The following is a 20,085-nucleotide window of genomic DNA, read 5'->3' as shown; positions in this document are numbered from 1 at the left end:
GTTTGTTTATTTTTATGTCAATCGGCGAATAAAGCGATTCAAAGGAAATTTTTGAAATGGCAAAAATCACTGGTATTGTGAAGTGGTTCAACGAGTCTAAAGGTTTTGGTTTTATTACTCCAGCTGATGGTAGCAAAGATGTATTTGTACATTTTTCTGCAATTATGAACGATGGGTTTAAAACATTGTCTGAAGGCCAACAAGTTGAGTTCGAAATTCAGAATGGTCCTAAAGGTCCTGCGGCTGCAAACGTCACAGCTTTATAGTAACAAACTTATTTTGGCTGGTATTTGATTACTGACCAAATATATTTATCATTAGTTTGGCTTCTTGACGATAACTGATTGCAAAAATCACTCTATTGCGTTACTAATAGAGTGATTTTTTATTTTGACTCGGGGCGTTCTTGATTGAGCTGAGAAGTACCCGTATTACCTGATCTGGATAATGCCAGCGTAGGGAAGTCATGGTATCTCCTATTCTGATACTGGCTTTTCTTTGGCTGGTGCTAGGAGTCACCATCATGAGAATTAATTCATTGACCATCGCAGGAACCGATCCTAGCGGTGGTGCCGGCATTCAGGCTGATTTAAAAACTTTCTCCGCACTTGGAGCCTATGGCACAACAGTAATAACCGCTCTGGTTGCTCAAAATACAATGGGAGTCCAATCAGTTTATGACATTGATCCCCGCTTTGTCGCTGAGCAGCTTGAATCGGTGCTTTCTGATGTCAGAATGGATAGCATCAAGATAGGTATGTTATCCAATGTTGCTAATGTCAATGTAGTTGCAGAAGCTCTGAATCGTTACCCTGTTCCCCATATCGTGTTGGATACGGTTATGGTGGCTAAGAGTGGTGATCCCTTATTATCCCCAGAAGCAATAACTACGATGGTAGAGCAACTCTTGCCAAACGTCTCACTAATTACGCCAAATTTGCCAGAAGCGGCGGCCATACTGAAATGTAACATTGCCGAAACGGAAGGTGAAATGTTGCAGCAGGGGCGTGAACTGTTTTCAATGGGATGTCAGGCGGTTTTACTGAAGGGGGGACATCTGGTTAATGAAGAAAGTCCAGATTGGCTGTTTACTGTTGAAGGAGAGTGGCGTTTTACTGCTCCCAGAATCAATACGCGACATACTCATGGCACAGGTTGTACGCTCTCCGCAGCGCTTGCAGCATTACGTCCCCGTTATCCTGATTGGAAAAACACACTGCCAGCGGCGAAAACTTATTTGCAGAATGCACTGGCGCAGGCGGATACACTGGATGTTGGAAAGGGAATAGGGCCAGTGCACCATTTTCATCAATGGTGGTAGTAGTGGCATCATAGCCATATGGTGATTAAATAATGGGAATAACTATATCCCCATCATGAAAAATGGCGAGTTGAAGAAGTGCGGTTAGGCAATGGTTACTGTCTTGTTGAGGTAAACATCCTGAACCGAGTGGATTAATTCTACTCCTTCTTTCATTGATTTTTTGAACGCCTTACGGCCAAGAATCAGCCCCATACCACCGCTCGTTTGTTGATGAAGGCAGTGCGGACAGAGTCGCTCAGGATGCACCGCCAGAGTTGATCAATCCCGCACGTCCCATATAACAGTTAGCAAGCTGATAACGAACCAGTTAGAACAGTACTTATTAAAACTTAACTATCTTGCAGGGTAGTTAAGTTAAATAATCATCATTTGGTTTGGCATGATGAAAATTAAACATAAGTATTGTTCTTCAATCTAATAATTTGAAAAGAGTTTTCCTAAAATTTCCTTCACTAAACTGAAGGATTATTAATGATATTTATCATAAGATGATTTTTTTATTTATAATAAATAGAGTTATTAATTATTTGTTAGGGTATTTGTAATGAAGAAACAGAAAGTATTAATTAAAACAACATATTTTTATTATGGGATTAATTTTAACTATTTGAATTTATTGAATTTTATTTATTTCCGAATAAAAAGAAAAGGCCAGCTCAAGGGAGATTGAGCCAGCCAAGGAGGTGGTTCCTAGTCTTACAGTAAAACTTTTTTAGTTCTTCATTTTTCAAGCTCGATAATACGAGAAATAAAATAGCATTGATGTGATCTATTTCTAAAAAAACAGAACAATTTCTTTAAAAATTTATTTTCGGTTATTTTTCTTGTATTTCCTTTGGTTGTGGTGTTCTGGTATTGGTTCCCTTTAAATTTCGGATAAGCAGCGTATAGTTCAAAATAATTTCTTCAGGAATGGGCAGATAGACGATATGACCATCTCCGGGTGCTACTTCAATTGCCTGGCCTTTTTTATTTGCCATAGATTCCAGCGTAAAGTTGATATTACCTGATGGTGTCATCAGTTCCAGTTGATCTCCGACCAGAAATTTATTTTTTACGGTAACTTCAGCCAGACCATTTACACGATTGCCAGTGAATTCGCCGACAAATTGCTGGGTATCTGACATTGAATAGCCGTATTCATAAGTCTGGTACGCGTCATGAGTATGGCGCCGCAGGAACCCTTCTGTGTAACCACGGTGTGCCAGACCTTCCAGTGTGGTCATCAGAGTGGAGTCAAAAGGCTTGCCAGCAGCGGCATCATCAATAGCACGGCGATACATTTGTGCAGTACGGGCACAATAATAGAAGGATTTAGTGCGTCCTTCGATTTTCAGTGAATGAACCCCTATACTGGCCAATTTTTCGACATGCTCAATCGCACGAAGATCTTTCGAATTCATGATATAAGTGCCATGCTCATCTTCAAAAGCACTCATATATTCGCCTGGGCGTTTAGCTTCTTCAATCATGAAAACTTTGTCTGTCGGCGTTCCCTGCCCAAGTGTCGGCTCCATTTTTTTGACCGGAATAGGATCATGCATATGAACGATATTACCGACATTATCTTCCTTGCCTTCCTGCACATTGTATTCCCAGCGGCAGGCATTGGTGCATGTACCCTGATTTGGATCACGTTTGTTGATATAGCCTGATAACAGACAGCGACCAGAATAAGCCATACAAAGTGCACCATGAACAAAAACTTCAAGCTCCATATCAGGAACTTGCTGACGAATTTCAGTAATTTCTTCCAGCGAAAGCTCACGGGAGAGAATAACGCGTGTCAGTCCCATCTGTTTCCAGAACTTAACCGTGGCCCAGTTAACGGCATTGGCCTGAACTGAAAGATGGATATCTATCTCAGGAAATGCTTCACGTACCATCATAATTAAGCCAGGATCGGACATAATCAACGCATCAGGCTCCATTTCAACGACAGGTTTCAAATCGCGGATGAACGTTTTCAGCTTTGCATTGTGGGGAGCAATATTGACGACCACATAAAAACGTTTGCCTAACTCGTGCGCTTCCTTAATCCCCTGAGCCAGAGTTTCATGATTAAATTCGTTATTGCGGACACGCAGACTATAACGGGGCTGCCCGGCATAGATAGCATCTGCACCATAAGCAAACGCATAGCGCATGTTTTTCAAGGAGCCGGCAGGAGACAGTAATTCTGGAGTAAACATCATTAATAACGTTCTCGATCTGAGTTCAAATCAGGCCTTGTCATTAAAAGCAAGGCTACGGGAACAAGAATTTTAACGTTTAATCTATCTATGGCACAAATTTATTGTGGGAATAGATTTGTGCTTACAGTCGATGGAAAAGGAAAAAACTTGGCTTTTGTGATTATCGCCGGAAGGGTTATGAAAAGTCACTTCGGTTTGGAAATAATTAACAGTGGTATTTTGGGTATCTTTTCGGGAGCCGACAGATGAGGTTGACTATCACGGTTCCAGTTGGATGAATTTTCATTGGAGTCATATCAAAGAGTGGGTATTACGCTTGTGATAGTGTGTTAAAGCGGCATCACGCTTTCAATATAGTGAGTGTGATGATGAACATTTATACCAAACGGCATATCTCCGCTTCCCAACGATAGCCTAACCCATAGATGGAACGAATGAAGGACTTATCCTCATCTAATTGTTCCAGTTTTCTGCGTAAGTTCTTGATATGGCTGTCGATAGTACGATCATTAACAATGCGGTGATCATCATAGAGGTTATTTAACAATTGATCGCGGGAGAATACTCGCCCCGGCTGGCTGGACATGATCTTCAGTAAGCGAAATTCAACAGGCGTCAGCTCAAGAACGCGATCAAGATAGCGTGCTTGAAAATGATTTTCATCAATTGTCAGGGAGCCATGTTCGCTGATGATATCTTGTGGACGATAGCAACGGCGCAAAATGGTTTTCACTCTGGCAACCATTTCCCTTGGGCTATAAGGCTTGCAGATATAATCATCGGCACCGATTTCCAACCCTAGTAGCCGGTCAATTTCTTCTGTTCTGGCGGTCATCATCACAATGGGAACATCAGAAAACCGGCGAATTTCGCGACAAATCGATATCCCATCAAGGCCGGGTAGCATGATATCAAGCAGGATAATATCAGGTTGGCGTTTCTGAACATGGGCAATAACTTCATCACCACGTATCAGCCATTGTGTCTGATAATCTGCGGCTTGCAGATAATCAATGAGCAGTTGCCCTAATTTTGGCTCGTCTTCAACGATTAAAATGGTGTATTGTATAGAATGTGTACTCATTGTGCTTTATATTCAGGCAGTTCAACCAGCGGTAATTCTACGTGAATTTTAAGACCGCCTAAAGGTGATCTTTCAGCATAAATAATGCCATCGTGTGCTTCGACGATATTGTAACAGATAGCCAGCCCCAAACCTGAACCACCACTGGCGCGATTACGGGAAGACTCACAGCGGTAAAAACGTTTAAAAATCTGTTGGCACTGTTCGACAGTCAGTCCGGGTGCGCTATCCTGCCAATCCAGGATCCACTTTTGGGGAGTGAGATGTGTCCGAATGATGATGTTTCCGGGAGCAGCGGTATAGCGCAGGCTATTTTCCAGCAAGTTTTGGAATAACTGTGTTAGCCGACCTGGGTCTGCGAACAAAATTGCGTTTTCCGTCAAGTTCAGTTCCAGTGTGATCTGCTTGTCAGCAAAACGTCCACGATAAGAGGCTAAGGTGATTTGCAGCAGATCGTTGGCATTGGTCAGTTCCTGTCGGTAGGCTAACGAACCACGATCACAAAGGGATAATAAGTGCAAATCATCCACCAGCTTTGTCAGTGTGGTGATTTCCGTCAGTAATGAGTGGATTGTCTCTGGCGTTGATTGGCGAACGCCATCCTGCAAAGCTTCCAGTTCACCACGCAGCACAGAAAGCGGAGTACGCAGTTCATGAGAAATATCCACCATATAATCACGGCGCATTTGTTCATTTTTTTCCAGTGTACTGGCAAGCCGATTAAAGTCTGATGCTAATTGACCAATCTCATCTGTACTGGATGGCTTCACCCGAACACTGAAATCACCCGCAGCAAGTTTATGTGTTCCTTCTACCAACCGTTTAACGGGCTTTAGAAAACCACGGGACAGGAGAAAAGTGGCAATCAGCGCCAGCAAGGTTGAAAAACCAGCGATAATCCAACTGGTTAATTGCTGCTGGTGGTCAAAACTGATATCCGCTTGACGAGTGATTTTGTCTGATGTGCTGACAATGACCCATCCGACGATATTATTTTGATAAATCACTGGTTTCCGATAGGTGTCCGTAGGGATCTTACCCGAATGACCGACCAGACGAAGCATTTTATTGTCAACTACCCAGAATTGACTGCGCCAGCCACGGGATGACGGGTTTTGGTGGCTATCACTGTTTTGTTCAATGGCTCGAATGAGTTGAAAGATCATCCGATCGTTTTGAAGCAGGAAATCCCAATTACCATATTTCTGGTATTGTTCTGTCAGTGCTTCTGCCATTTTATTGGCGCGTATTTGGCTATTCTGCTTGATATAACCAATGAAACTATGCTGGAAGCTGAGGCGAATCCCCCAGTGCATTGTCACCAGCACCAGCATACAGGTCGCGAAAATAGCCAAAAATAGCTTACCACTGACACTTGTTCTTATCATGTGTCTCATGATGATTTTACCACCTGAGATTTTATCGTACGGCGGTGGTGCCATTTTTTACGCAGTCGGTCAAAAAACAGATATACAACAGGCGTGGTATATAATGTGAGAAGCTGGCTCATCACTAGCCCCCCGACAATGGTAATACCCAGAGGCTGACGCAGTTCAGCCCCATCACCACTATTCAGAACTAAAGGTAAGGCACCGAATAATGCTGAAAGGGTAGTCATCATAATTGGCCTGAAGCGCAATAAACTGGCCTGAAGTATCGCTTCTTGTGCACTCAATTTTCCGCTTTTCTGCGCTTCAAGGGCAAAATCCACCATAATGATGGCATTTTTCTTCACAATGCCAATTAGCAGCATGATCCCAACCATGGCGATCAGACTAAATGGTGTGTTGAACAGCTCTAGTGCAAGTAAAGCGCCAACACCCGCAGAAGGCAGAGTTGAAAGAATGGTCAGAGGGTGGATATAACTCTCATAAAGTACCCCTAAAACCAGATAAACGGTCACGATAGCTGCGAGGATCACCCACAATTGTGAGCTCTGAGTTTTCTGAAAATCTTGGGCTATGCCTGCGAAAGAGCTGCGTACTGCGGAAGGGACACTCAACTCTGTCATTGTTCGTTCTATCGCACTGATTGCATCCGACAGTGTATAGTTTTCTGCAACATTGAAAGCGATAGTCGAGGAGGCTGACAGCCCCTGATGATAAACACCTGATGGTGCATTCGCAGGTTGCCAGCGGGCAAAATAGGAAAGTGGAATACGTTCACCCTTGGCATTGATTACAAACATTTTTTCCAACGAGCTGGCATCTTGTGTATATTCAGGTGCGACTTCCATAACCACTTTGTATTGATTTCGGGGCAGATAAATTGTGGAAATAGACTGCTGACCGAAAGCATTGCTAAGCAAGGCATTGGCTTCATTGACACTAATGCCCAAACGAGCCATCAGATCGCGATCATAGATAATGGCTATTTCTGAGCCTTTATTTTCATAATCCGAATTAACATCAGTCAATTGGGGCAATTTCGCCAATGCTTTTCGAATAATCGGTTCCCATTTGCGCAGTTCACCAAGATCATCGGACAACAACGCAAACTGATAAATTGATTTCGCTCCGCCGCGTCCACCCAATTTGAGTTCCTGAATGGGGAGCAAATACAGTTGGGCACCCGCTTCATTCGAGAGTTTCCCTTTTAAACGGATGATCACTTTTTCGATACTTTCAGTACGCTCTTTTAGTGGCTTTAGTGCTATAAACATAAATCCTGAGCTGCTCTCAGTAAATCCCTCCACATTTTCGACCGTTGGATCGGCATTAATGACCTGCATAAAATGTTTCATCTTGTCGCGCATGGACTGGAATGAACTGTTTTCATCGGCAATGACGAATCCCAAAATCCGTCCGGTATCTTGCTGAGGAAAAAGGGTTTTCGGGATGTTGATATAGAGCCAAACATTCAGCACAACGATGCCAATTAATGTTAGCAGTACCCAGCGGGTATGATTGAGTACCCATTTCAGAGAACGCCCATATCCCTGCTGAATTTTTAACAGTACCTTGCTAAAACCTCTAATGCGTTTTTGCGATTTTTGCGGTGATGATTTGAGCAGGTGTGCGCACATCATTGGGGTTAAGGTAAGAGAAATCAGTAGTGAAATTCCGATAGCTGTTGCGAGTGTCACAGCAAAATCGCGGAACATCCTGCCGAGTAATTCATCGATCAATACAAGCGGAATGAAAACGGCGACGAGTGAAACACTCATGGCAAGAACCGTGAATCCAACCTCTCTGACCCCCTTTAGTGCGGCTTGGGCAGGCTTCAACCCAGCCTCCAGATGGCGGGAAATATTTTCCAGTACCACAATGGCATCATCGACAACAAATCCTGTCGCAATGGTCAATGCCATCAAAGAAAGGTTATTCAGGCTGAAACCACATAAATACATGGCAGTAAATGTACCAATGAGTGATACAGGTACTGCAATTGCGGGAATCAGGGTGGCGCGGCCTGAACGCAAAAACAGAAAAACCACCAGAATCACTAAAGCGACAGCAATGGCAAGTGACTGTTTCACTTCTTGCAGGGAGGCACGAATGGTCGGTGAGCGCTCCTGTGCAATATTAAACTGAATATTGGCAGGAATAGATTCACGCAGAACAGGAAGTTCAGCACGAATTCGGTCTATGGTTGCAATGATATTGGCTCCCGATTCACGACGAATAACCAGTACGATGGCGGGCTCACCTCCGGACATTCCTGCTACTCGGGTATTTTCGACGGAATCCTTGATATTAGCAACATCCTGCAAACGCACAGGAGAACCATTACGATAATGCACAATAATAGAACGATAACTGTCTGCGTTCTTCAGTTCGTCATTGGTATGTACTTGCCAGTTCTGTTGCGCTGAATCCACATGTCCTGTTGGGCGTTGGGCATTGGCACTGTTGATGGCTTGGCTGACATCATTGAGTGAAACACCCTGATTAAACAGGGCATTGGGATTCAGTTCAATCCTTACCGCAGGCAGAGAACCGCCTCCGACAGACACATTACTGACACCTTCTACTTGAGAAAGCTTTTGAGCAAGGTAGGTTGAGGCAATATCATACAGTTGCCCTACACTATGATTAGTTGACGTTAAAGTCAAAATCATAATCGGGGAATCAGAGAGATTCGCCTTATAGTACCTTGGCCGGCTTGGCATACCGGAAGGCAGCAGGCTTTCTGCTGCATTGATCGCCGCTTGGACATCCCGTGCGGCGCCATTGATATCCCGGCTAAGCTCGAATTCCAGCGTAATGTTAGTGTTACCTAGCGAACTGTTGGAGGACATCTCCTTCACGCCAGCAATCTTACCGAGTGAACGTTCCAGTGGTGTAGCAACGGAAGATGCCATGGTTTCAGGTGATGCGCCTGGCATGTAAGCACTAACTGAAATGAAGGGGTAGTCCATCTTCGGCAGCGGTGATACAGGCAGCAGAATAAAACTGAGTGCGCCACATAAAGTAATGGCTAAACTCAGTAGCGTCGTGGCGACAGGCCGTTGGATAAATAGGGCGAAAAACTTCACAGCGGCTCCTGATGATTAACCGGTGAATGATCTAATTCCCTTTGATTCTGACTCTGGAGTCTGTTTTGGCGCTTGTTTTTAAAATAATTCGCTAATCGGTCAAATAACAGATAAATAACAGGCGTTGTGAATAGCGTCAGGATCTGGCTCATGATCAATCCGCCCACCATACAGATACCTAATGGACGGCGTAACTCTGCCCCGATTCCTGTACTGAGCATTAACGGTAATGCTCCCAGCAGTGCAGCCATAGTCGTCATCAAAATGGGTCTGAAACGCAGAAGGCAAGCCTGAAAAATCGCGTCATAAGGCGACATGCCTTTTTCACGTTCCGCTGCCAGGGCAAAGTCGATCATCATGATGGCATTCTTCTTCACAATACCAATCAGCAAAATGATCCCGATAATGGCAATAATATCCAACTCATAGCCACCTACCATCAGGGCTAACAATGCCCCTACGCCGGCAGTGGGCAAAGTTGACAGGATCGTAACAGGATGAATAAAGCTTTCGTACAAAATACCAAGCACGATATACATGGAGATAACGGCAGCCAAAATCAGCCATAGGGTATTGCCAAGCGCATCCTGAAACGCCAGTGTTGCTCCTTGAAATTGCGTATTGATGTTTTTTGGCATCCCAATCGACCGTTCTGTTTCTTTGACTGCATTAACTGCTGCTTCAAGGGAAGCTTCTTGTGCGACATTGAACGAAAAAGTGACAGCAGGAAATTGTTGCAGATGATTGATGGATAAATACCCCAATTGTTGCTCAACAGTGGCAATTGTACTGAGTGGCACTACCTTGTTATCGGTTCCGATCAGGTGAACATTATTGAATGCATTCATACCCGCTTCATTTTGTGTATCCTGCTCAAGGATCACCCGATATTGGTTAGCTTGGGTGTAAATTGTTGAAATCAAACGTTGGCCAAAAGCGTTGTACAGTGCATTATCTATGGCAGTCATGGAAATACCTAATCGACTGGCCATATCACGATTGACATTGATATAAGCCACTAACCCCCGATTCTGCCAGTCAGTACCAACATCCACCAATTCAGGGCGCTGTTTCAGTGCTTCCTGTAGTTTGGGAACCCAAATGTTAAGGTCATTGGAGACAGTCCCTTGCAATGTAAATTGATATTGCGTGCGGGCAACTTGGGTATCAATCGTTAAATCCTGTGTCGGTTGTAGATACAGTTTGACGTCAGGTACGTTAGCGACGCGAGCCTGTAGACGCGGGATGATCTCATCAACTCGGATATCACGCTGATTGAGAGGTTTTAAGGTGATTTGCAGACGCCCACTATTCAGCGTTGAGTTGCTGCCATCAACACCAATGAACGTTGTCACATTTTCCACATCAGGATCTTGCAGCAGCAGAGCCGTAACTTCTCTCTGTTTATCTGACATGGCATTGAATGAAATAGATTGTGGCGCTTCCAGTGTACCCTGAATCAAGCCGTTATCCTGCAATGGGAAAAATCCTTTTGGGATCGTTAAATAGAGCAGGGCGGTGAATGCCAATGTGCTGAATGCAACTCCGAGAGTTATCCAAGGATGATTCAGAACCCGTTTCAGCCATCCGCCATATATTGCAATTATTCGCTCAAAGAAGTGTTCACTGGCCTGTTCAAAGCGGTTATGTTTAATTTCAGCTTCTGCTTTCAGCATCCGTGCACACATCATTGGCGTTAATGTAAGTGATACCACGGCAGAAATTAAGATGGCGACAGCAAGTGTAATGGCGAATTCTCGGAACAGCCGGCCGACAATATCTCCCATGAACAAAAGTGGGATCAGAACGGCAATTAATGAAAACGTTAAGGATATGATGGTAAAACCGATTTCTCCTGCTCCTTTCAGGGCAGCAGCCATCGGTTTTTCTCCTCGTTCGATATAGCGGGAGATATTTTCGATCACAACAATTGCATCATCTACAACGAAACCTGCTGCGATGGTTAATGCCATCAACGTGAGGTTATTGACAGAGAAGCCACAGAAATACATGACGGCAAATGTGCCAACCAGAGAAAGTGGCACTGCAATGCTTGGAATCAAGGTCGCTGTTGCATTACGTAAAAACACATAAATCACCATCACGACTAGTGCAATGGCCAATAATAACTCAAACTGAACATCTTGTACCGACGCACGGATAGTGACAGTCCGATCTGTCAAAATATCCATGTTAACCGATTTGGGCAAACTGTTGATCAGCTCTGGCAGCATGGCACGGATATTGTCCGTGGTATCGATGACATTGGCACCAGGCTGACGTTGAACGTTGATAACAATGGCGGGTTTCTCATTTGCCCAAGCGCCTAATTTGGTATTTTCCGCGCCTCGTTCAATAGTCGCGACATCACGCAGACGAATAGGAGCACCATTTTTATAGGCCACGATCAAATTGCGGTATTCGTCGATGGATTTCATTTGATCATTGGTGGTTAACGTCACTGAGCGAGTCGGGCCATCAAAACTGCCTTTTGCTGAACTTACATTCGCATTCATTATTGTGGTACGAATGGTTTCGCTGTTTAGTCCATGTGCGGCGATGGCCTGTGCATTAAACTTCACGCGCACAGCCGGACGCTGCCCACCAGCCAGTGTCACCAAGCCAACTCCTCCGACTTGAGAAATACGCTGGGCAATACGGGTCTCTACCATATCCTGTACCTGAATCATCGGCAGGGCATCAGAAGTGACGGCCAACGTCAAGATGGGAGGATCAGCCGGATTGACCTTGCTGTAAATTGGTGGATAAGGCAGGTCATTGGGTAATAGATTCGTCGCTGCATTAATCGCTGCCTGTACATCCTGCTCTGCGACATCCAATGGCAACGAAAGCTGGAACACCAGTGTTATAACGGAGGCACCCCCAGAACTTTGTGATGTCATCTGTTTCAGGCCGGATATCTTCCCGAATTGACGTTCTAGCGGGGCAGTTACGACAGACGTCATGATATCGGGACTTGCTCCGGGGTAGAGAGTCACCACCTGAATAGTAGGATAATCCACTTGAGGTAAAGCGGAAACTGGCAGCATCCGGTAGCCGATGATCCCTGCCAGTAGTATTGCTATCATAAACAGCGTGGTAGCAACTGGACGTAGAATAAATAGGCGAGATGGACCACCGCCAGTCATTGGAGAATCAGAATGCATTAAGTATTCTCCACTTTACTGTTTGATGGCTTTGATTTATCCATCTGATCGTAAGTATTGGCAGATTCTGATTTTAGTGGTTTGACAATCGTGATACCAGTACCTTCGGTTAATGCGTCAGTACCATCCGTAACGACCCGATCACCTGTTGCCAAACCTTTGCTGATGACTACCAGTTGAGCATTTTGTAACCCGATGGTGACTTTACGCTTGTTGACTTTGTTTTCTTTGTCCACCTTCCAGACATAATGCCCCTCACTACTCATCTGTAATGCGGCATTCGGGATAACGATGGCATTTTCCAGTGTATTAACCTTAATCTGAATATTGACAAATTGATTGGGAAACAGCACGTTGTTTTGGTTATCGAATCGTGCTTTCATTTTAATCGTGCCAGTAGTCACATCAATCAGGTTATCGATACTGAGTAATTTACCTTGTGCCAATTGCTGCTGGTTATTGCGATCCCAGGCGGTGACGACAACATCCTTATTATTTTTCTGTGCTTTCAATACCGCGCTGATATCGTTTTCCGGCAGAGCAAACAACACATCAATCGGATCGACCTGAGTGATGATCACGAGCGGAGTTCCTCCACCGGCAGATATGTAATTGCCAACATCAATTTTTTTCAGACCAACACGGCCGGAAATGGGAGCTGTAATCCGGCTGTAAGTCAATTGCAGTCTCGCATCATCAATACTTGACTGATCGGCTTTCAGGAGGGCTTCATACTGGCGCACTGTAGAAATCTGCTTGTCTAGATCCTGTTGGGAAATTGATTTGTTTTTCGCTAATTGCTGATAGCGAACTAAATCCTGTCGGGAATTGGCTAGTGTTGCCTGATCTTTGGCATATTGTCCTTGTACTTTTGCCAGTTGGATTTGAAAGGAACGGGGATCGATTTCTGCTAATAAATCGCCTTGCTTGACGAACTGACCTTCATCAAAATGCAGGGCGGTTAATTGACCAGCAACAAGGCTAGTGACAGTGACGGTATTGGCCGCCTGAACAGTACCTAGTCCTCCCAGATAATGGGGGACGGACTGTATTTTGGCTGTTGCTACTTGCACAGGCGGTTGTAGCAAATATTTTAAATCTTGTAGAGATTTTGATGCCTGAGCAGATTTTTCTTCTGATATTGTGGATGCTTTGAAGTAGTTCCACGCGAAATAAGCTGTTGCGATGACAACGGCTAGTACCGCAAATTGGAAAAAGTAAGTACGACGTTTATTTTTCATGTGCTCGACATTCTCTCAGTATTGTTGCAGTGACCAGTCATGCAGCATCTTATGCTAAATCGGTTTAATAAACATATATTAATAGTGTAACCAAAGGGAAATAGCCAATGATGGAGAAAATATGGAAGTTATGTCAACGAGTTGCCTGTCTTGGGCTTTGGCGTAGGGTTTAGATCTACACAATGTAGGTAAAAGTGGCGGAAGGATAAAATTCGATGATAGTGAAAAAGACAGGCCTCATTGATCAATCGATGACAGATAAGATGGAAAAACTAACAATAAATCGATGTAAATAAACCATCGAAAAACAGAAACAAGACCTCAATCAGAAACGCAAGACAATAAATATCACTGTCTTGCGTTTTTATTTTTTCGCTATTTAACATTCATATATACACATCAACATGACGTTGATTTTCCGTATATGTGCCTCGAAGTAGTATCTAACTGAAATCATCAAAATATCAGCCCTCAACCAGAGATAGTGGATAGGTAATAGATAAATGATCTTTTAATTCACGGTTTTGTGCTGGCGTAAAAATAGTGAGCGAGTTTTTCAGGAGAACTACGATGAAAAAAGCACTTTTTTTGATATCAGCTACAACATTATTTTTATTGAATTCCATTACAAATGCCCATGCCTATGACAATGTTTATGTTTTTGGTGATAGTTTGAGTGATGGTGGAAATATCGGTAGATTCACAACAGATGGAGAAAATTCTGAATTATACAATGAATATATAACTCGAGAATTAACTGGCAAAAAGCTAATACCATCTAGACGTGGCGGAACTAATTATGCACAAGGTGGGGCAACTGCCAATGGTTCACTGAATCCATCGCATTTCCTATTTAATCCCACAACAAAAAAACAAATCGACAGTTATTTGAAGGCACACTCTGGAAAGGCTGATTCTAATGGTCTGTATATACATTGGGTGGGCGGTAATAATATTGATGAAGCACTCGATAATGTCGCGAAAGGCGATAAATATACAGCACAAAAAATTATCAATGACAGTTCTGCATCCGCAGCATCGCAGGTCAATAATCTTATTAAGGCCGGAGCAGGTCTGGTTATTGTGCCTAATGTTCCCGATATTGGCACAACTCCAAAAATTATGGAGGAAGTACTTCAAGGAGCATTAGGGAAAAGTAAAGTGTCTGCAAAAGAAATCAAGCAGATTCTGAAAAAAGCTCACCAAGCTATCAACCAGTACCCTACACCGAATATTGCTACCCGGCATCAAATCATCGAAGGAGTTTTTAAAAAAATTGCTGAAGATGCTGCTCCTAAAAATCCAAGCAAAGCTAAAGAAATCTATAACCAACTACTCGATGCTTATAATCAAAGTAGCAAAATTGCTTCCCAATTTTCTGACGAATATAACCAGAAAGAAGAAGACCAGCTTGGTAATGGTAATATTCTTCGTGCCGATATCAACCACCTCTTACGGGAAGTGATTGAGAATCCGACCATCTATGGTATTTCCAATACCCTTGGTTATGGCTGCACACAAGGTGGACTTGCCGCGTTTTGTTCTTCTTCCGATCCCGACTTTGATAAAAGCCAATCATACTTGTTTTCTGATAGCTTCCATCCAACACCTTATGTACATCTGATGATAAGTCAGTACATTATGTCCATCTATAATGCCCCGTTACAGGTGATGACGTTGAATCACATCAATCGAGTACCCGTCATAAGTGTCCTAAATTCACTTGATGGACACTTGCAACAATTTCGCAATGGTCGTAATGCACAAGGTAAAATTGGAATATTCGGCGGTTATACAGGTAACCACAATAGCACTCTCACATTGGGCAGTGATTATCAACTGACAAATGACTTGCTATTAGGGGCGACAGTTTCACGTTATCGAGATGAACAAAGTTCAGCTTCTAATTTCAATTATGCCGCTACTGGTCATGTCGTAACGGCTTATGCACTCTGGAACTATTATAACCACGGCTGGCTGAGTGGCGATCTCCATTATTCACGCACCAACTACGATAACCTGTCACGTTCCATCCAGCTTGGTCAAGCCACGCGTAGAGAAACAGGCTCAACTACCGGCAAACAGTGGGGATGGCGAATCACGGCTGGCTGGAATATCCCTATCACCCATTACCTGACCACCAGTCCAATCATCCAGTATGCTTGGGATAAAGGGAATGTTGATGGCTATCGTGAATCCGGTAACAATAGCACCTCCATGCATTTTGAGGATCAACACTATAACTCTAAAGTGGGTTCAGTCGGCTGGCGAGTGGATACTCAATTAGGCCGCTTCAATCCTTACGCTTCTATCCTGTTCAGTCACCAATTCGATGATGAATCTTACATACTTCGTAGCGCCATTAATTCCACTAAAACTTCCTTCATACAACGGGAGGAAAAGCAAGATAGAAACCGTTTCCAATATACCGTTGGGGTCAATGCTAACCTGACCAATAATTTTCGGGCATTTGCAGCGATATCACATGAAAAAAGCGATAAGACATCAAATCATAATTATGGTTTCAACCTCGGTTTCAATATCAGCTTTTGATATACCGAATGCAGGATAAAAAAACAGGAAGAAATGCAAAAGAAAATTCACAAGCAAGTTAGTCTCCCTCCCCCTGTAGGCGTATGTTGGCAGGGGGATTTTTTTTACAAGAGGCCATCGCCATGAATAAATAATATAACCTTATTGGTATCGATCACGGCAAACAGGACCTGAGCCCCCCTAAAGTTTTTGAATCCCAGCATAGGACGTGTTCGCCGTTTGATGTTGCGATAATCCTGTTCAATCAGGTGAAATCTTTAGCAACGCTATCAGGCGTAACAAATTCCTCGAATTCTTTTCAAACCAAGACACCTGCCTCATTGGTATAGAAGTGTGCGGCGGAGCGCATCATTGAGCCAGGCAACCATAGATTTTATGCTCTACAGTAAAGTAAGACGAATTTTAAATTTTTTACTAATATTAACCAATGAGTATGTTAAAGCGGTATGAAAACAATGATAGCTATCCGTTGATATAAATTTTTCCGAGGTGTTTATCTATGCCATCATTTGCGAAAAAAATCATTGGGACTTTTATTTTTATTTATGCCTTATTGATACCTTCTACAATAACGTTCGCTTTAGCCAAAGATGCTATAAGACATGAGACATCGCATCCACATTCAAAAGAAACACAGAATACCCCAGAATTTGATGCGCAGAATTTCATTGTCAATAATCTCCAAACCATGAGTCAGGTATTATCTTCTTCTCCTTCAGAGCTTAAGACGCAAGCAACTTCTTATGCGTTGGGTAAACTTAACAGCACCATATTATCAGAAACACAAAAATGGTTATCACAGTTTGGTACAGTAAGCATTAATTTTGGCTTAGACAGGGACTGGAAACTGAAAAATCACTCACTTGATCTCTTATTGCCATTGTACGATAACAAAGCCGACTGGCTGTTCTTTTCCCAATTAGGTTATCGCAATAAAGACAGCAGAAATACGATAAATATCGGCTTAGGCGGGCGTTATTTTTATCAGAATTGGATGTATGGGCTGAATACATTTTATGACTATGATATTACTGGTAAAAACAGGCGTATAGGCTTGGGAAGTGAAATATGGGGGGATTATATTAAACTCTCAGCCAATGCTTATTATCGCTTAAGTGACTGGCAAAACTCACGTAATTTCGATTATTACTACGAGCGCCCTGCTAATGGCTATGATATTAATAGCGAATTTTACCTGCCTTTTTACCCTAATCTGGGTGCCAAATTAAGCTATGAAAAATATTTTGGTGATAGTGTCACTTTATTTAATCGTGATACCAAACAGAAAAACCCGAGTCTGGCAAAAATGGGTTTGACTTATACTCCAATTCCGCTTTTTACAATAGGAGTGGATTACAGACAGGGGGAAAGCGGTCGTAGTGAAACCCAACTTTTAGTGAATCTGAATTATAGATTTGGTATACCAATCAGCACTCAACTAGATCATAATAATGTCGCTTCAATGCGGACATTAGCAGGCAGCCGCTATGATTTGGTAGAACGAAATAATAATATTGTTTTGGAACATAAAAAAATAGAGGAAATAGAACTACTCGCTGTCGAACCAATTCTTGGTTATGGGCATCAGGAAATAAAGATCAGCGTTCCCGTCCGAACTCATAAAAATATTAAACAGGCTAGTTGGAAAGTGGCTGATAAGGCATTTGAGCAATATAACGGAAAACTTTCTTCTGATTTAGGAAAAGACATTACGGTTACACTCCCTAGCTATCAAGAAGCTCATAAACAGGATTACATCCTCGATATATCCATCATGGATAATCAGGAAAGAATTAAAAATACACATATGCCAATAAAAATTTTACCTTTTTTGATTGATGGAAAAGTAAAAGTTATTCCACCTAAATCTCTAGAATCAACAGATGAGGAAAAAAATGGCTATAAATTTACTGATTTAGTTATTACTTATCAAGGTGTGATTAAAGGAGAAATTGTTAAAAATGGTAAAATTGATAATGTGCGCTGGATAGTGGAATCCTCTTTAGGTGATGAATCTGAATTAAGTTTTGCATGGAATAATAGACCAGCTCAAACAAATGAAAAAGGTGAATTAATCGATGAAAACAGGAAACCAATATCTAACATTTTAGTCAGTAAAAATAAAAACCAGAATGATAAAGTCAAAGTGTATATACAGTTAGATGGTGCGACAAAACAAGAAATAGGTGAAGTGAATTTTGATCCTGTTAAGCCCGTACCAGATAAACCTGAAAACATTGAGGTGAAATGCCAGGCTCAGGGTGAAACTCCGGTATTAGTGAACGAGTCCTATATATGTAAGGCAATAGTAACGGGTGCTAAAGGTAAAAGTGACTATATCATAGGAAAAAAAGTCAATTGGAAAGTGGAAGGACACAATAAACTTCAACCGATACCTGTTATCGAGCAAACTAATGCCGATGGGGAAGCCACGGCAACCTTAACTAGCTCTACTGAGCTTTCAGGTCTTGTTGTTATAGCCTCTGTTGATGATGGTCAACCGACTTATAAATCAAATAAAATCAATTTTAGTTGGCCAGAAATCACCCTAGATCCGCTGTCGAAAAGTACAACTGATGGGGATGAGGTGGAACACTATACCGTGAGAGCAACCATCTTGCGCGAAAAAGGCGGTAAAGTATATACGGGGAATACAGAGAATAAAGGGAAGGACATTAAGTTCGTATGGAAGGATCTGAAACTTGAAAATGGTAATAATGCCTCCGGCGTGACTTCCAAACCATCACCGGGTACTCCTCAATCTGTAGATTCCCAGGGTAAATTGGAAACTCATATTAGCGGAAATAAAGCGAATAATGAACAGGTTAAAGCGTGTATTAATATTGAAGGTAGAGATTCTGCCTCAGATATATGTTCTGAGCTGATAAATTTTGTGCAGGATTTTAAGATTGATAGTATTGAAGTGATTAATTTTGATCCGGCTAGCCCATTGTTGGGAGATGGTAATTCAAAATATCAATATAGAGCAAAGATTGTTGATTATAAAGATAATACCAAAATAATAGCGGGTAGAAAATTCGAACCTAAAGATATTAGTTGGATACACGATCATAACAAAATAGAATCAGCAAAACTTCCTTCTCCTGAACTTTATTCACCAACAAATAAAGATGTGTATACAACAGATGATAAAGGATATTTATATGCGACGTTAAAAAGTTCGGTCGGCGTTAAAAAAGTTAATATGACATTAAAAGTTTCCGGAGCAAAGAATACTAATGAGGAGCTTACGACAACGGCGGGAGTTGAATTCACTCCGGTAGCCAAAGTAGCGCTATTATATGTTTATAATAGAAATGATAAAAAAATATATAAATATTTTGATAACAAAGACAACTTGAACCGTCCAAGTAATGTGTTTGAATCTTTACGAGGGGAGTTAAGAGACCCTAAAAATCCTAAATCTTTTTATGATGATCCAGACGTTTCTGAAGTTATTTATAGTATGAAATTTAATAAGGACGAGGCGCCATATGGAGGTATTACATTAACTTTTGGTGACAAAGAACATGGCCCAATTCAATTTAGAGCTATGGGGATTGTAGAGATATATTCAAACGTAACAATGCAAAGTGGCGAAATTAAATTATATAAATATAAAATAGATATCAAAAGTGTCTCATCAGTTAATAATCAAAAAGGCTATGTAAGTGTAAATGGGAGTAATATTGATTGTGGGGTTAACTTAAAGGGAGGAAGGCAAGATTTGTATTCAGATAAGGAAGCATCTGATCCTACTAATCCTTATTCTATACATAATGAATGGGGGGAAACTGAACGGGGAGAAAGGTACAGTTTATACGATTGGGGACTCTTCGACGAAGTTAATAATCACAACGCTGAAAAAGCTACTATTATAGTAAAGAGTACCAGTTCTGCTAGTAGTAAACGATTTAGGATTTATGATTCTAAAAATAATACTTTCGATCAACAGTCAGAGGGGGTTATTTTTTGTTATGATCACTGGTTAAAATCAGGTAAAAATTAAGACTATACCATTAAAACACTGAGTTACTATAAAAC

The 20,085-nt window shown here is 42.1% G+C and carries 10 protein-coding genes, 2 pseudogenes and 1 riboswitch; of the genes and pseudogenes, 4 read left to right on the top strand and 8 right to left on the bottom strand.

The window, feature by feature from the left end; genetic code table 11:
• Positions 1–56 precede the first annotated feature (56 nt).
• Positions 57–266, top strand: coding sequence for a transcription antiterminator/RNA stability regulator CspE (cspE, locus tag XBJ1_RS11615; protein ID WP_012989151.1), 210 nt, complete (start codon positions 57–59; stop codon positions 264–266).
• Between the two features lie 120 nt (positions 267–386).
• A riboswitch (TPP riboswitch) is annotated at positions 387–479 on the top strand.
• 41 nt (positions 480–520) lie between these two features.
• A complete protein-coding gene (gene thiD / locus XBJ1_RS11610) occupies positions 521–1,321 on the top strand; it encodes a bifunctional hydroxymethylpyrimidine kinase/phosphomethylpyrimidine kinase (RefSeq protein ID WP_173346417.1) in 801 nt (266 codons plus the stop codon).
• Between the two features lie 84 nt (positions 1,322–1,405).
• Here thiD and XBJ1_RS19945 read toward each other — a convergent pair.
• The 7 genes and pseudogenes from XBJ1_RS19945 to XBJ1_RS11580 all read right to left on the bottom strand — a co-directional run.
• Positions 1,406–1,631 (bottom strand): annotated as a pseudogene (locus XBJ1_RS19945) (class I fructose-bisphosphate aldolase); the annotation flags it as partial.
• 508 nt (positions 1,632–2,139) lie between these two features.
• Entirely contained in the window at positions 2,140–3,516 is a 1,377-nt protein-coding gene (gene yegQ / locus XBJ1_RS11605) for a tRNA 5-hydroxyuridine modification protein YegQ (protein ID WP_012989146.1), read from the bottom strand.
• A 379-nt stretch (positions 3,517–3,895) separates the two neighbouring features.
• Complete coding sequence (gene baeR, locus XBJ1_RS11600; protein ID WP_012989144.1) at positions 3,896–4,603, bottom strand: two-component system response regulator BaeR; 708 nt, start codon at positions 4,601–4,603, stop codon at positions 3,896–3,898.
• Positions 4,600–5,988 (bottom strand): two-component system sensor histidine kinase BaeS, encoded by a 1,389-nt coding sequence (baeS, locus tag XBJ1_RS11595; RefSeq protein WP_038198996.1) that lies wholly within the window; start codon positions 5,986–5,988, stop codon positions 4,600–4,602. Before baeS ends, baeR begins: the two co-directional genes overlap by 4 nt.
• 8 nt (positions 5,989–5,996) lie before the next feature.
• Positions 5,997–9,080 (bottom strand): multidrug efflux RND transporter permease subunit MdtC, encoded by a 3,084-nt coding sequence (gene mdtC, locus XBJ1_RS11590; RefSeq protein WP_012989142.1) that lies wholly within the window; start codon positions 9,078–9,080, stop codon positions 5,997–5,999.
• Complete coding sequence (locus XBJ1_RS11585) at positions 9,077–12,247, bottom strand: MdtB/MuxB family multidrug efflux RND transporter permease subunit (RefSeq protein WP_012989141.1); 3,171 nt, start codon at positions 12,245–12,247, stop codon at positions 9,077–9,079. The genes mdtC and XBJ1_RS11585 overlap by 4 nt, the downstream gene beginning before the upstream one ends.
• Positions 12,247–13,488, bottom strand: coding sequence for an MdtA/MuxA family multidrug efflux RND transporter periplasmic adaptor subunit (locus XBJ1_RS11580; RefSeq protein ID WP_012989140.1), 1,242 nt, complete (start codon positions 13,486–13,488; stop codon positions 12,247–12,249). Before XBJ1_RS11580 ends, XBJ1_RS11585 begins: the two co-directional genes overlap by 1 nt.
• A gap of 570 nt (positions 13,489–14,058) precedes the next feature.
• Here XBJ1_RS11580 and XBJ1_RS11575 point away from each other — a divergent pair.
• Entirely contained in the window at positions 14,059–16,041 is a 1,983-nt protein-coding gene (locus XBJ1_RS11575) for an autotransporter domain-containing esterase (protein WP_012989138.1), read from the top strand.
• Positions 16,042–16,190: 149 nt separating this feature from the next.
• Here the strand turns inward: XBJ1_RS11575 and XBJ1_RS22550 are convergent.
• Positions 16,191–16,292 (bottom strand): annotated as a pseudogene (locus tag XBJ1_RS22550) (IS6 family transposase); the annotation flags it as partial.
• Positions 16,293–16,540: 248 nt separating this feature from the next.
• On the opposite strand from XBJ1_RS22550, the gene XBJ1_RS19085 reads away from it, so the two are divergent.
• Positions 16,541–20,050, top strand: a complete 3,510-nt coding sequence (locus tag XBJ1_RS19085) for an inverse autotransporter beta domain-containing protein (protein WP_012989136.1) — start codon at positions 16,541–16,543, stop codon at positions 20,048–20,050.
• The last annotated feature ends 35 nt before the right edge of the window (positions 20,051–20,085 follow it).

This window comes from Xenorhabdus bovienii SS-2004 (genome assembly GCF_000027225.1).
Lineage (GTDB): Bacteria > Pseudomonadota > Gammaproteobacteria > Enterobacterales > Enterobacteriaceae > Xenorhabdus > Xenorhabdus bovienii_C.
Note: the sequence above shows the minus strand (reverse complement) of the source record. Positions and strands in the feature narration are given on the sequence as shown.

What these genes read in the sequence shown, in the direction of transcription:
- XBJ1_RS11580 (WP_012989140.1), bottom strand. Translation starts at nt 13,488, where the DNA reads ATGAAAAATAAACGTCGTACTTACTTTTTCCAATTTGCGGTACTAGCC.
- cspE (WP_012989151.1), top strand. Translation starts at nt 57, where the DNA reads ATGGCAAAAATCACTGGTATTGTGAAGTGGTTCAACGAGTCTAAAGGT.
- XBJ1_RS19085 (WP_012989136.1), top strand. Translation starts at nt 16,541, where the DNA reads ATGCCATCATTTGCGAAAAAAATCATTGGGACTTTTATTTTTATTTAT.
- XBJ1_RS11585 (WP_012989141.1), bottom strand. Translation starts at nt 12,247, where the DNA reads ATGCATTCTGATTCTCCAATGACTGGCGGTGGTCCATCTCGCCTATTT.
- yegQ (WP_012989146.1), bottom strand. Translation starts at nt 3,516, where the DNA reads ATGTTTACTCCAGAATTACTGTCTCCTGCCGGCTCCTTGAAAAACATG.
- XBJ1_RS11575 (WP_012989138.1), top strand. Translation starts at nt 14,059, where the DNA reads ATGAAAAAAGCACTTTTTTTGATATCAGCTACAACATTATTTTTATTG.
- baeR (WP_012989144.1), bottom strand. Translation starts at nt 4,603, where the DNA reads ATGAGTACACATTCTATACAATACACCATTTTAATCGTTGAAGACGAG.